This window comes from Pseudomonas sp. B111 (assembly GCF_026428275.1).
Lineage (GTDB): Bacteria > Pseudomonadota > Gammaproteobacteria > Pseudomonadales > Pseudomonadaceae > Pseudomonas > Pseudomonas aeruginosa.
Window position 1 is genome coordinate 5067196 of sequence record NZ_CP097857.1, and the last position, 13699, is coordinate 5080894.

Below are 13699 nucleotides of genomic sequence, written 5' to 3' on the forward strand. Positions count from 1 at the left end.
AGAGCGCCCATGGACACATTCAGTTACCGCGACGGTGAGCTGTTCGCGGAAGGGGTGGCGCTTTCCCGCATCGCCGAGCGTTTCGGCACGCCCACCTACGTCTACTCCCGCGCGCACATCGAGGCCCAGTACCGCGCCTATGCCGACGCCCTCGCCGGCATGCCGCACCTGGTCTGCTTCGCGGTCAAGGCCAACTCCAACCTCGGGGTGCTGAATGTGCTGGCGCGCCTCGGCGCCGGTTTCGACATCGTTTCCCGCGGTGAGTTGGAGCGTGTCCTGGCCGCCGGCGGCGATCCGGCCAAGGTGGTGTTCTCCGGCGTCGGCAAGACCCGCGACGACATGCGCCGCGCCCTGGAAGTCGGCGTGCACTGCTTCAACGTCGAGTCCGGCGAAGAGTTGGAGCGCCTGCAACGGGTGGCCGCGGAACTCGGCGTGAAAGCGCCGGTGTCGCTGCGGGTCAACCCGGACGTGGACGCCCAGACCCACCCCTATATCTCCACCGGCCTGAAAGAGAACAAGTTCGGCATCGCCATCGACGAAGCCGAGGCGGTCTACGCCCGCGCCGCCGAGCTTGACCACCTGGAGGTGATCGGCGTCGACTGCCACATCGGCTCGCAGTTGACCCAGCTGGAGCCCTTCCTCGACGCCCTCGAGCGCCTGCTCGGGCTGGTCGACCGCCTGGCCGGCAAAGGCATCGGCATTCGCCACCTGGACCTCGGCGGCGGCCTCGGGGTGCGCTACCGCGACGAACAGCCGCCGCTGGCCGGCGACTACATCCGCGCCATCCGCGAGCGCCTGCATGGCCGCGACCTGACCCTGGTGTTCGAGCCGGGCCGGTCCATCGTCGCCAACGCCGGCGTGCTGCTGACCCGCGTCGAGTACCTCAAGCACACCGAGCACAAGGATTTCGCCATCGTCGACGCGGCGATGAACGACCTGATCCGCCCGGCTCTCTACCAGGCCTGGATGGACGTGCAGGCGGTACGCCCGCGCGATGCCGTGCCGCGCCGCTACGACCTGGTCGGGCCGATCTGCGAGACCGGCGACTTCCTCGCCAAGGATCGCGACCTGGCGCTCGCCGAAGGCGACCTCCTGGCGGTGCGCTCGGCCGGCGCCTACGGCTTCGTCATGAGCTCGAACTACAACACCCGCGGCCGCTCCGCCGAGGTGCTGGTGGATGGCGAGCAGACCCACGAGGTCCGTCGCCGCGAGACCGTCCAAGAGCTCTACGCCGGCGAAAGCCTGCTGCCGCAGTGAGGCCCAGACCATGCTTTTGCGCTTCACCAAGATGCATGGCCTGGGCAACGACTTCATGGTCCTCGACCTGGTCAGCCAGCACGCCCATGTGCAGCCCAAGCACGTCAAGCTCTGGGGCGACCGCAACACCGGAGTCGGCTTCGACCAGTTGCTGATCGTCGAAGCCCCGAGCAGCCCCGACGTCGACTTCCGCTACCGGATCTTCAACGCCGACGGCTCCGAGGTCGAGCAGTGCGGCAACGGCGCCCGCTGCTTCGCCCGCTTCGTTCAGGACAAGCGCCTGACGGTGAAGAAGAGCATCCGCGTAGAAACCAAGGGCGGCATCATCGAGCTGAATATCCGCCCGGACGGCCAGGTCACGGTGGACATGGGTCCGCCGCGCCTGGCCCCGGCCGAGATACCGTTCCAGGCCGAGCGCGAAGCCTTGTCCTATGAGATAGAGGTGAATGGCCAGCGCATCGAACTGGCCGTGGTATCCATGGGCAATCCCCATGGCGTGCTGCGCGTCGAGAACGTCGACAGCGCGCCGGTACACAGCCTCGGTCCGCAACTGGAAGTCCATCCGCGCTTCCCGAAGAAGGCCAACATCGGCTTCCTCCAGGTGCTCGATCCGCACCATGCGCGCCTGCGCGTCTGGGAGCGCGGCGTCGGCGAGACCCAGGCCTGCGGCACCGGCGCCTGCGCCGCGGCGGTTGCCGGGATTCGCCAGGGCTGGCTGCAATCGCCGGTGCAGATCGACCTCCCCGGCGGCCGCCTGCACATCGAGTGGGCAGGTTCCGGCCAGCCCGTTATGATGACCGGGCCTGCCGTCCGCGTGTATGAAGGCCAGGTCCGCCTGTAAGGGCCGTCGCCCGCGAGAACCGAGACGCTTATGACCGAGAAAAGCCAGGAACCGACAGCAGCGCTGGACGCCGAGCAGGTGGCCGCCTATCTGAGCCAGCACCCGGAGTTCTTCGTCGAGCACGACGAGCTGATCCCCGAGCTGCGCATCCCGCACCAGCCCGGCGACGCCGTGTCGCTGGTGGAGCGCCAGGTACGCCTGCTGCGCGAGCGCAACATCGAGATGCGCCACCGGCTCTCGCAACTGATGGACGTGGCCCGCGAGAACGACCGCCTGTTCGACAAGACCCGCCGCCTGGTCCTCGACCTGCTCGACGCCACCAGCCTGGAAGACGTGGTCAGTACCGTCGAGGACAGCCTGCGCCACGAGTTCCAGGTGCCCTACGTGAGCCTGATCCTGTTCAGCGACAGTAGCGTCTCGGTGGGCCGCTCGGTGAGCAGCGCGGAGGCGCACCAGGCCATCGGCGGCCTGCTCTCCGGCGGCAAGACCGTCTGCGGCGTGCTGCGTCCACACGAACTGGCGTTCCTCTTCGGCGAGAGCGACCGCGACGAGATCGGCTCCGCAGCGGTGGTCTCCCTGAGTTTCCAGGGCCTGCACGGCGTGCTCGCCATCGGCAGTCCCGATCCGCAGCATTACAAGAGTTCCCTCGGCACCCTGTTCCTCGGCTACGTCGCCGAGGTCCTGGCCCGCGTGCTGCCGCGCTTCTCCTCGCCGCTGCGCTCGGTCCGCTGAGCGCGGCGGGCGGTCCGAGATGCGCGCCGACCTGGATGCCTTCCTCGAACATCTGCGCAGCGAGCGCCAGGTCTCCGCGCACACCCTCGACGGCTACCGGCGCGACCTGCTGAAGATCCTCGCCCTCGCCGAAAAGGCCGGGCTCTCCGACTGGAACGCCCTCGACACCCGCAGCCTGCGCACCTTCGTCGCCCGCCTGCACCAGCAGGGCCAATCCAGCCGCAGCCTGGCACGGCTGCTCTCGGCGACGCGCGGCCTCTACCAGTACCTGCTACGCGAAGGGCGCTGCCGGCACGACCCTGCCAACGGCCTGAGCGCGCCGAAGAGTCCGCGCAAGCTGCCCAGGACCCTCGACGCCGACCGCGCCCTGCAATTGCTCGACGGTGCCGTGGAGGATGACTTCATCGCCCGCCGCGACCAGGCCCTGCTGGAGCTGTTCTATTCCTCCGGGCTGCGCCTCTCGGAACTGGTCGGCCTTGATCTCGAATGGCTGGACCTCAAGGAAGGCCTGGTGCGAGTGCGCGGCAAGGGCAACAAGGTCCGCGAGCTGCCGGTCGGCAAGGCCGCGCGCCAGGCGCTCGAAGCCTGGCTGCCGCTGCGCGCCCAGGCCGCTCCGGAAGACGGAGCGGTGTTCATCGGCCGCGGCGGCAAGCGCCTGACGCCAAGGGCGATCCAACTGCGAGTGCGCCAGGCCGGCGTCCGCGAGCTGGGCCAGCACCTGCACCCGCACATGCTGCGGCACTCCTTCGCCAGCCATCTGCTGGAGTCGTCCGGCGACCTGCGCGCCGTGCAGGAACTGCTCGGCCACGCCGACATCGCCACGACCCAGATCTATACCCACCTGGACTTCCAGCACCTGGCCTCGGTCTACGACCGCGCCCATCCCCGCGCCAAGCGCAAGGGCAACGCCGATGGAGGCAACGACCCATGAGCAGCCTGCGACTGATCACCTTCGACCTCGACGACACCCTGTGGGACGTCGCCCCGGTGATGAACAACGCCGAGGCCCTGCTCCGCGAATGGCTGGCGAGCAACGCGGCGCGCCTGGGTCCGGTGCCCATCGAGCACCTGTGGGCGATCCGCACCCGCCTGCTGGATCGCGAACCGATGCTGCGCCACCGTCTCAGCGAGCTGCGCCGGCGCATCCTGTTCCATGCCCTGCTCGACGCCGGTTATCCACAGGCGGAGGCGGAAAGCCTGGCCGAGGCCGGTTTCCAGGTATTCCTCGAAGCGCGCCACCGGGTCACCCTGTTTCCCGAAGTCCACCCGACCCTGGAGATCCTCGCCGACCGCTTCACCCTCGGCGTGCTCACCAACGGCAACGCCGACGTGCGCCGCCTGGGCCTGGCCGACTACTTCCGGTTCGCCCTCTGCGCCGAGGAACTGGGCGTCGGCAAGCCCGACCCGACGCCATTCCGCGAAGCCCTGAAGCGCGCCGGCGTCGAGGCCTCGGCAGCGGTACACATCGGCGACCACCCCAGCGACGACATCGCCGGAGCGCGCCGCGCCGGCATGCGTGCCATCTGGTTCAACCCAAACGGCAAGCCCTGGGCCGGGGAGGAAGAGCCGAGCGCGGAGATCCGCAGCCTCGCCGAGCTGCCGGCCCTGCTCGCCCGCCTGCAATGACGAACCGGGCCCCCGGTCGCGGGTAGCGCCCTAGGCACGCGAAGCGCTGGCCTTGAAGCGCCCTACCCCGCGCAAGATGGAAAGCGCCACCGCAACGGCAGCCAACGTCAGCGACACGCCGAAAAGCAGCAACGCCGTCGACGCACCGAAGCGATCCGCGATCAGTCCGGTGAAGATCACCGGCAGGCTGAAGCCGAGGTAGGCCAACAGGAAGTAGCCCGCGCTGGCCCGCGGCTTTTCCGCACCGGCCAGGACATTCACCGCCGACAGCCCGCCCAGGTAGGTGAAGCCGTAGCAGGAACTGCTCGCGCCCAGCGCGCCGAACAGCACCGCAGCCAGCGAGCCGTGGATCGCGCCCCAGGCCAGCAGGGCATAGCTCGGCGGCAGGATCACCAGCCCCAGGCAGGTCGCCGAGGCCGGCGCCATCCGCCGCGCCAGCGGCTGGAACAGCAGGCCGCAGCTGATCACGGTGAAGGTCGAGAAGCCCGACCAGCGCGCCAGCCCGTGGGCCGCCAGCAGCGAAGGCAGGACCGCGATGACCAGGCCCACAGTGGCCCATGCCAGCAGGATCGAGAAGCCGTACGGCAGGCTGCCGGCGGGAAAGAACGGCAGCCGCAGCATCGGCGTATCGCGCCCGCGCGGCGCCTCGTCCGGCAGGCCCGCCACCGCCGCCAGGGCCACGCAGGCCAGTCCCAGCTGGACCCAGAAGCTGCCGGGCACCAGGCTCTCCCGGGACAGCAGGAACAGACTGGTCAGTGCCGCGCCGAGGCCGAAGCCGAGCGAGGTGCTGGCGGTCACCCAGTTGGCCGAGGTGCGGGAATCCCCGCCCGCCATCAGTTCGCTCATGTAGGCCGTCCCGGTGGCCGATGCCAGGGCCGTGCCGACGCCGAGCAACAGGCGCGCCACGCCGAGCGCCTCCAGGCGCGGCCAGAGCGCCATCACCAGGGTGGCCACCATCGACAGCAGCAACGCGACGACGATCGGCGGCTTGCGCCCGATCCGATCGGACAACCCGCCGAGTACCAGCAGCACCGGCAGTACGCCGAGCACATAGCCGGAGAAAGCGCTGGCGGTGGCCGCCGCGCCGTAGCCGGAAAGCTCCGCGTAGGCGGTGTACAGCGGCGCCTGGAGGTTCACCGCCAAGGTGATCAGGCACAGGCCGAAGGCCAGGCATGCGGCGTGGCGACGGGTATTGCTCATGCGTTTCTCCGTACAAGGGCCTGCCGCGGCAGAGCGGTGGGCATTGGCTAGCCCGCGAGAAGAGGCGTCGACTATCCGGCGCGGCGGCGCTACGGAACAAGTAACAGCTGTTCGGATTTGTGCTTAACTGTTCGCCTGAAAAGACCGAACAGTGAGTCAGGCATGCACCTCCGGATCGACCGCAATGCCAGCGAGCCGCTGGTGCAGCAGATCGTCGCAGGGGTCAGCGGCTGGATCCGCGGCAATCGCGTCCGCGCCGGCACGCGGATTCCGTCGATACGCCAGTTGGCCAGGGAAAACCAGCTCAGCCAGTCCAGCGTGATCGAGGCCTACGACCGCCTGGTCGCCCTGGGGATGCTGGAATCGCGGCACGGCTCGGGGTTCTTCGTCGCCGAGGCACCCGCCGCCGCTACCGAACTCGACAGCGAGTGGCACGAAGGCGCGGAAAACGCATGGGGCCAGTTCAGCGGCAGCTCGACGAAACTCAAGCTCGGCTGCGGCTGGATTCCGGACAGTTGGCGGGAAGTCGAGGAACTCAGCTACGCGATCCGCCAGGTCGCCCGCAGCGAACTCGCCGGGCTGTTCGACTACAGCACTCCGCTGGGCCTGCCGGCGCTGCGCCAGCACATCCAGAAACGTCTGCGGCTGATCGATATCCATGTCGACCCGGAGCAGATCCTCACCACCACCGGCGCCAGCCATGCCCTCGACCTGTTGGTACGCACGCTGCTCAAGCCGGGCGACGTGGTGGTGGTGGAGAACCCCGGCTACTACAACCTGTTCAACCTGCTGAAATTCCACGGGGTGAAGATGCTCGGCGTGCCGCGCACCCGCCACGGCCCGGACACCGCCGCGCTGGAGGCGATCCTCCTCGCGCACAAGCCGAAGTTCCTCTTCACCAACAGCATGTACCACAACCCCACCGGCACCAGCCTCAGCCCCTCGGTGGCCCACCGCGTGCTGCAACTGGCCGAGCAGCATGATTTCCACATCGTCGAGGATGACATCTATGCCGACTTCCAGAACGGCCCCAGCACCCGCCTGGCAACCCTCGATTCGCTGCGCCGGGTGATCTACCTGGCGAGCTTTTCGAAGACCCTCAGTTGCTCGCTGCGGGTCGGCTACCTGATCGCCGGCCCCGAGCTGATCCGGCGCCTGGCGGATGTGAAGATGTACACCAGCATCGGCAGCCAGCGCTTCGCCGAATGCGTGGTCTCGACCATGCTCGCCAACGGCAGTTACCGCAAGCTGGTGCAACGCCTGCGCCAGCGCCTGACCCGGCAGATGGCGGCGACCCTGCGGGTGCTTGGGGACAACGGCTGGGAGGTGTTCGCCGAACCGGTCGGCGGGATGTTCGTCTGGGCCCGTATCGGCGACTACCCGTTCGCCGAATTGCAGGCCGTGGCGACACGCCTGGACGTGCTGCTGTCGCCGGGCAGCGGCTTCAGCCCGGAAGGCGAGGAGAGCGACTGGCTGCGTATCAACATCGCCTATGCCAGCGACCCGCGGGCCCTGGCGTTCTTCGAGGCGTTCGGGTGAGGCGCGCTCTTGCCCTCCCCTGCCTCACTGGTAGTCGAGCAGGATCACCATCGCGGCCAGGACCGAGCCGGGCGTGATTTTCTCGGCAGTCTGTACGTATGCCGCATTCATCGGGATCCAGTACGCCCCACCAGTGTTCTTCTCGTAAGCGGTCACGGGCAAAGAGGTGCCCATCCGTAGCGGCGCACCTACCTCATCGGTGACCCGGACCGATACGCCGGTCGCGGTGCTGCCCGCCAGGCGCGGCAGCACACCCGAGCCTTCGGCCACCGCGCCCCCCACCGGCTGGACGCTGTAGCCGACGCGGTTGTAGCCGCGAGGACACCCGGCGACTACGAGATTGAACGGGGTAACGGCCGCATAGGTGCCGACGCCGTTCAACTGGGCGGAAGCGATCGGCTGCAGCTTCACCGTCTGGTCGGCGACCTGGCAGGTCGCATTGATCGTGGTGACGCTCCCGGTCAACCTGACGGAAGAGGTGCCAGACGCGACAAGCCCGTCCTTGTAGGTAATGAGGAAGTACGAGTTGAACGCTCCGCTCGCGAACTGGCCGTCGGAGAGCGGCGTCGAGTTGCGGAACAACTGGACCTCCGCGATTTGCGAGAAAGTGCCCTTGAAACGGCTGCTCGCCGGTATGCCATCCAGCAGCAGGCGCACCGAAAGGCCCGGCACGTTGGTATTCAGGTCCGGACCATCGACCGGGTCCCAGACACTTCCCTTGTTGTACAGAGCGACGCCGATGAGATCGCAGCTGGGCTTGCCGCACAGTTGCATGGGAGTGAACGTGTAGCGCGACGTGACGTTTCCCTCGGGAAGGATCGAGGGGACGGCGATATCGCGGCCGCCGAAAGCGTACAGATTGGCAGCCATGCTGGTGCCGGCGGGAACGAACAGGACTGCCGCGATCAGCAGGGTTCGACGGAACGTCTTGAACTCCATGGGATGACAACCGATGTGTCCGGCATGTCCGGGAAAATCCGGCGGAACCGGCGCGAACTTGATGGGTGGCGAATCTTTTCAGAACGCCTGGAAAAGAGCCATAAGACAGGACCTACACGGCTCCGCGAATCCACCTAAGAATCGCTAGGAAAATTCTTAATCAAGCTCTACAGCTCGCTCTCCGGCAAGTGCAGGATCGGCCCCGGACGCCGCTTGGAGCGCCTGGATGGCAAGCAGCTTCGGTTGACGATGTGGAACGGTAGCGCTGCCACCGGAAAGGAAAAGGCCTTGGCCCGTCGCCAGCCGTGCCTGAACAGGCGAAAGATCGGCTCGCCAACCGGGATGCGGCGGGGCGGGATGCCCGTCAAGATAGCAGGCGCCATAGCACAAGGCCCGCCACTCCCTCACGGGTGGCGGGCCTTGGGATGACGCGAAATCAGATGGGGCGGCTGCCGTACTTGCTGTCCGGCTTCTTCGGCGGATCGGCCACCACGTTGGGTTCGATCTCCTGCACCTTTCCACCGCGGGAAAGGAATTCCTCCATCGCCTTGGCGAGGGCGTCACGCTCTTTCTGCTTGGCTTCGACCGAGGGCAGTTCCTCTTCCACCACGGCGGCTTTCGCCTTCTTGCCGGGGGCGGGGGCCTCGTCGCCGTCACTGCTGTCCGCTTCGCCGTCGTCGGCCGCGGCCAGCTCTTCGCCGTCGTCCTCGTCAGCGCCGTCCAGCTCGTCCTGTTCCAGTTCTTCTTCGCTCATGGTCAACCTCTCGGTGCTGCAAAAGCAGGTTAGTTATAGCCCAGCCGCGCGTTTTGATGAGCGCCGCCGGAAAAAATTCATACTGACTCGCCCTGCCAGGTGGCGAGCACGCGCCGTGCCCCGCCCCTGTCCCGGTGTTCACCGAGATAGATCCCCTGCCAGGTGCCCAGTGCCAACCCTCCCGACTGTATCGGCAGGGTCAGTTGGCAGCCCAGCAGGCTGGCCTTGAAATGCGCCGGAAGGTCGTCCGGACCTTCGTCGTTGTGTTCATAGCCGACTTCGCCGCGTGGCGCCAGCCGCTCGAAAAAACGCTCGAAATCCCGGCGTACGGCAGGATCGGCATTTTCATTCAGGGTCAGTGAAGCCGACGTATGTTGCAAAAGCAGGTGCAGCAGGCCGACCCGGCACCGCCGAAGCTCCGGCAAGGCGTCGAGTATCTCCTCGGTGACGAGGTGAAAGCCCCGCGGACGCGGGCGCAAGGTGATCAGGGTCTGCTGCCACATGCTGCTGTTCCAAATCGGCTCCGATCCGTCGCGCCGCGCATTCTAGCGCGGCATTTGAAAAAGCAAAGAGCGTAAGAGACAGACCTGTGAAAGCTGAGGGTTGCGCAGTCCGCCGGCAGTCGCTGCAAGACCGGTTGCGGAGAGGTCGTGGCGGTCGCGGGAAACACCCAGGACTTTCGACGCACAAGGGCATGGCGTTCGGCGAAGGCGAGCGCGGGAGGCAAGCCGACGCCCGGCGGAAAGCCGGGCGCCGGCAGGTATTACAGGTTGTAGCCGCGCTCGTTGTGCAGCGCCAGGTCGAGGCCGACCGCTTCCTCTTCCTCGGTGACCCGCAGGCCCATGACCAGGTCCAGCACCTTGAGGATCACGAAGGTCACCACGGCGGTGTAGACCACGGTGAAGGCCACGCCCTTGAACTGCACGAAGAACTGCGCGCCGATGTCCTCCACGCTGCCGAAGCCGCCCAGCGACGGCGCCGCGAAGATCCCGGTGAGCAGCGCGCCGACGATACCGCCGACCGCATGTACGCCGAAGGCGTCGAGGGAATCGTCGTATTTCAGCGCGCGCTTGAGACTGGTGGCGGCGAAGAAGCAGATCACCCCGGAGGCCAGGCCAATCACCAGCGCGCCCATCGGACCGGCGGTGCCGGCGGCCGGGGTGATCGCCACCAGACCGGCGACCACGCCGGACGCGATGCCCAGGGCGCTCGGCTTGCCGTGGGTGATCCACTCGGCGAACATCCAGGCCAGGGCCGCGGCGGCGGTAGCGATCTGGGTCACCAGCATGGCCATCCCGGCGGTGCCGTTGGCGGCGGCGGCGGAACCGGCGTTGAAACCGAACCAGCCGATCCACAGCATGGCCGCCCCGACCAGGGTGTAGCCGAGGTTGTGCGGCGCCATCGGCGTGGTCGGGTAGCCCTTGCGCTTGCCCAGCACCAGGCAGGCGACCAGGCCGGCGATACCGGCGTTGATGTGCACCACGGTGCCGCCGGCGAAGTCCAGCACGCCCCAGTCCCACATCAGGGCGCCGTCGCCACTCCAGACCATGTGCGCGATCGGCGCGTAGACCACGGTGAACCAGACCGCCATGAAGATCAGCATCGCCGAGAACTTCATGCGCTCGGCGAAGGCGCCGACGATCAGCGCCGGAGTGATGATCGCGAAGGTCATCTGGAAGGTGATGAACACGCTTTCCGGGAACAGCGCGGTGGCGGAAGTCAGGCCGTCGGCGGTGAGACCGCTGAGGAAGGCCTTGTCCAGCCCGCCGACGAAGGAATTGAAGTTGAGGACGCCCTTCTCCATCCCGGCGGTATCGAACGCCAGGCTGTAGCCATAGACCACCCAAAGAATGGTGATCAGGCCGGTGATGGCGAAGCACTGCATCATGATCGACAGCACGTTCTTCGCTCGCACCATGCCGCCGTAGAACAGCGCCAGGCCGGGGATGGTCATGAGCAGGACGAGCGCAGTGGAGATCAGCATCCAGGCGGTGTCGCCGCTGTTCAGGACGGGCTCCTCGGCGGCCAGGGCGACGCCCGGCAAAGCGAGGGACAATAGGGCTCCTAGCCCTGCGATCTTACGCAGAGTCATGTTGGTATTCTCCTGGGGCTTTTGGGGGTTCGGTTGGGCTTAGATCGCGTCGGTATCGGTTTCGCCGGTACGGATGCGGATGGCCTGTTCCAGGTTCACCACGAAGATCTTGCCGTCACCGATCTTGCCGGTATTGGCCGCCTTGGTGATCGCCTCGATGACGCGGTCCAGCTGGTCGTCGGCGATCGCCACGTCGATCTTCACCTTGGGCAGGAAGTCGACGACGTACTCGGCGCCGCGATACAGCTCGGTGTGGCCCTTTTGCCGGCCGAAACCCTTGACCTCGGTCACCGTGATGCCCTGCACACCGATCTCGGACAACGACTCGCGGACGTCGTCCAACTTGAACGGCTTGATGATGGCAGTGACTAGCTTCATGAAACTCTCTCCCGTGTTTGGTGGACTCGCCCCAGGAAAACGAACCCGAGGACAGTCTAAGCGCAGTGTCTGGCTTTGTAACGCGCCGGTCCCTCTGGGAAGCATGATCGGGACCCTCCGCCCCGACCTGGCCCTGCTGCGGCCGTTCGATGCCGCAACCTGCCGGCCTCCCGCAACCGCCTCATCTGCCGCACCGGTACTGCTTCAGTGCACGCCTCACCCCGGCCAAAGCAGAAAGCTTGCCAGCTCCGGCAAATCCGCCGGATTTCAAGCCCTTAGCCGCCAACCCGGGGATAGTGCGGAACGCCGGCCTCCGGGCGGCGCACCAAATAGGCGCAGACGCGCTCCGACAGTTGCGCAAAAAGTGTGCAATGGCCCTCCCGCGAGCGCCGCCGACATCGTGCTAGACTGCCGCCCACTCGTTACCGGAACCCTCGCCATGCTGCCGCCCAAAGCCGTCTTCGAAGCCCTCAGCCAACAAGCCAGCCGCCTGTTCGCCGGCGAATCGCCGTTGCCCAAGGCCGAGCTGGAGTCGCAGTTCCGCGCCCTGATGCAGAGCGCTTTCAGCAAGCTCGACCTGGTCAGCCGCGAGGAATTCGACAGCCAGATGCTGGTCCTCGCCCGCACCCGCGCACGGCTGGAAGCCCTGGAGGCCAAGGTGGCGGAACTCGAAAGCAAGCTGACGCCGCCCGCCGACTGATCCTTCCCCCTGCGAGCGGCGTGAGATCAAGGAGCGATCCATGTCCCTGGCGATTGTCCACAGCCGAGCCCAGGTCGGCGTCGAAGCCCCCTGCGTCAGCGTCGAGGCGCACCTGGCCAACGGCCTGCCTTCGCTGACCCTGGTCGGCCTGCCGGAAACCGCGGTGCGCGAGAGCAAGGACCGCGTGCGCAGCGCCCTGCTCAATGCCGGTTTCGACTTCCCCGCGCGGCGCATCACCCTCAACCTCGCCCCCGCCGACCTGCCCAAGGACGGCGGTCGCTTCGACCTGGCCATCGCACTCGGCATCCTCGCCGCCAGCGGCCAGTTGCCCGGCACCGCCCTCGACGGTCTGGAGTGCCTTGGCGAACTGGCCCTGTCCGGGGCGATCCGGCCAGTGCGAGGCGTATTGCCGGCCGCGCTGGCGGCGCGCGACGCAAGGCGCGTTCTGGTGGTACCGAAGGAAAATGCCGAAGAGGCCAGCCTGGCCAGCGGGCTGACGGTGTTCGCCGTGGACCACCTGCTGGAGATCGCCGGACACCTCTCCGGCCAGGCCCCGCTGCTGCCCTACCAGGCCCGCGGCCTGCTCCGCGCGCCCTTCCCTTATCCAGACCTGGCCGAGGTCCAGGGCCAGGCCGCCGCCAAGCGCGCCCTGCTGGTGGCCGCCGCCGGCGCGCACAACCTGTTGCTCAGCGGCCCGCCGGGCACCGGCAAGACCCTCCTGGCCAGCCGCCTGCCCGGCCTGCTGCCGGCGCTCGACGAGGACGAGGCCCTGGAGGTCGCAGCGATCCATTCGGTGGCCAGCCACGTCCCCCTCAGGCACTGGCCGCAGCGACCGTTCCGCCAGCCGCACCACTCCGCCTCCGCGCCGGCCCTGGTCGGCGGCGGCAGCCGCCCGCAGCCGGGCGAGATCACCCTGGCGCACCAGGGCGTGCTGTTCCTCGACGAACTGCCGGAGTTCGAGCGCAAGGTCCTGGAGGTCCTGCGCGAGCCGCTGGAAAGCGGCGAGATCGTCATTGCCCGGGCCAACGGCCGGGTACGTTTCCCGGCGCGCTTCCAACTGGTGGCGGCGATGAATCCCTGTCCCTGTGGCTACCTCGGCGATCCCAGCGGCCGCTGCCGCTGCACCCCGGAACAGGTCCAGCGCTACCGGGGCAAGCTGTCCGGACCGCTGCTCGATCGCATCGACCTGCACGTCAGCGTGCTCCGCGAAAGCACCAGCCTGCAGCCAGGACACGGCGAAACCGCTACCGCCGAGATCAGCGAACGGGTTGGCGCCGCACGGCAACGGCAACTGGCCCGCCAGGGCTGCGCCAATGCCCATCTCGACCTCCAGGCGATGCACCGCAATTGTGCACTCGCCGAAGCGGACCGCCGCTGGCTGGAGGCTGCCGGAGAGCGCCTGGAACTTTCCTTGCGCGCCTTGCATCGCATACTCAAGGTGGCCCGGACGCTGGCCGACCTGGAGCGCATCGATGCCATCGAACGCCGGCACCTGGCGGAAGCCCTGCAGTATCGGGCAACGACCTCCACGTGAAGCGTAATAATTCAGCAAAGCTATCGATTAAGGCTTTCCGAATCAAATTAGCTATCACGATGTGTTAGGCTGTTTCGTCTTCCGCCTTCGGCGGGCAATCCGATCAC

14 protein-coding genes are annotated in these 13699 nt (G+C 67.3%); 8 read left to right on the forward strand and 6 right to left on the reverse strand.

The window, feature by feature from the left end; genetic code table 11:
- Positions 1–9 precede the first annotated feature (9 nt).
- From lysA to M6E97_RS23480, 5 genes are read left to right on the forward strand one after another with little or no spacing between them, the layout of a single operon-like run.
- Positions 10–1257: a diaminopimelate decarboxylase gene (gene lysA / locus M6E97_RS23460; protein ID WP_023876171.1), complete on the forward strand. Its 1248-nt coding sequence runs from the start codon at positions 10–12 to the stop codon at positions 1255–1257.
- A 10-nt stretch (positions 1258–1267) separates the two neighbouring features.
- Positions 1268–2098, forward strand: coding sequence for a diaminopimelate epimerase (gene dapF / locus M6E97_RS23465; protein ID WP_033939550.1), 831 nt, complete (start codon positions 1268–1270; stop codon positions 2096–2098).
- A 30-nt stretch (positions 2099–2128) separates the two neighbouring features.
- Positions 2129–2830, forward strand: a complete 702-nt coding sequence (locus M6E97_RS23470; protein ID WP_003096433.1) for a DUF484 family protein — start codon at positions 2129–2131, stop codon at positions 2828–2830.
- Between the two features lie 19 nt (positions 2831–2849).
- Positions 2850–3761 carry a tyrosine recombinase XerC gene (xerC, locus tag M6E97_RS23475; RefSeq protein WP_003096434.1) on the forward strand — a complete coding sequence of 304 codons (912 nt, stop codon included), beginning with the start codon at positions 2850–2852 and terminating at the stop codon, positions 3759–3761.
- The gene (locus M6E97_RS23480) at positions 3758–4456 is read left to right on the forward strand and encodes an HAD family hydrolase (protein WP_003123715.1); all 699 of its coding nucleotides are present in this window, start codon (positions 3758–3760) and stop codon (positions 4454–4456) included. Before xerC ends, M6E97_RS23480 begins: the two co-directional genes overlap by 4 nt.
- Before the next feature lie 30 nt (positions 4457–4486).
- Here the strand turns inward: M6E97_RS23480 and M6E97_RS23485 are convergent, their stop codons facing one another.
- Positions 4487–5656: an MFS transporter gene (locus tag M6E97_RS23485; RefSeq protein WP_033939548.1), complete on the reverse strand. Its 1170-nt coding sequence runs from the start codon at positions 5654–5656 to the stop codon at positions 4487–4489.
- A 162-nt stretch (positions 5657–5818) separates the two neighbouring features.
- On the opposite strand from M6E97_RS23485, the gene M6E97_RS23490 reads away from it, so the two are divergent.
- Positions 5819–7195 (forward strand): PLP-dependent aminotransferase family protein, encoded by a 1377-nt coding sequence (locus tag M6E97_RS23490; protein WP_023876172.1) that lies wholly within the window; start codon positions 5819–5821, stop codon positions 7193–7195.
- A gap of 24 nt (positions 7196–7219) precedes the next feature.
- Here M6E97_RS23490 and M6E97_RS23495 read toward each other — a convergent pair whose 3' ends face one another.
- From M6E97_RS23495 to glnK, 5 genes are all read right to left on the reverse strand, one after another.
- A complete protein-coding gene (locus M6E97_RS23495) occupies positions 7220–8134 on the reverse strand; it encodes a fimbrial protein (RefSeq protein ID WP_033939546.1) in 915 nt (304 codons plus the stop codon).
- Between the two features lie 436 nt (positions 8135–8570).
- Entirely contained in the window at positions 8571–8888 is a 318-nt protein-coding gene (sutA, locus tag M6E97_RS23500; protein WP_003096440.1) for a transcriptional regulator SutA, read from the reverse strand.
- A 77-nt stretch (positions 8889–8965) separates the two neighbouring features.
- On the reverse strand, positions 8966–9391 hold the full coding sequence (locus tag M6E97_RS23505) for a secondary thiamine-phosphate synthase enzyme YjbQ (RefSeq protein ID WP_003096441.1): 426 nt from the start codon (positions 9389–9391) through the stop codon (positions 8966–8968).
- Positions 9392–9651: 260 nt separating this feature from the next.
- Positions 9652–10980 (reverse strand): ammonium transporter, encoded by a 1329-nt coding sequence (locus tag M6E97_RS23510; protein WP_003109815.1) that lies wholly within the window; start codon positions 10978–10980, stop codon positions 9652–9654.
- Positions 10981–11019: 39 nt separating this feature from the next.
- Positions 11020–11358: a P-II family nitrogen regulator gene (glnK, locus tag M6E97_RS23515; RefSeq protein WP_003096476.1), complete on the reverse strand. Its 339-nt coding sequence runs from the start codon at positions 11356–11358 to the stop codon at positions 11020–11022.
- Positions 11359–11797: 439 nt separating this feature from the next.
- On the opposite strand from glnK, the gene M6E97_RS23520 reads away from it, so the two are divergent.
- Positions 11798–12058, forward strand: coding sequence for an accessory factor UbiK family protein (locus M6E97_RS23520; protein WP_003096478.1), 261 nt, complete (start codon positions 11798–11800; stop codon positions 12056–12058).
- A gap of 40 nt (positions 12059–12098) precedes the next feature.
- Positions 12099–13592, forward strand: coding sequence for a YifB family Mg chelatase-like AAA ATPase (locus M6E97_RS23525; protein WP_003457843.1), 1494 nt, complete (start codon positions 12099–12101; stop codon positions 13590–13592).
- The last annotated feature ends 107 nt before the right edge of the window (positions 13593–13699 follow it).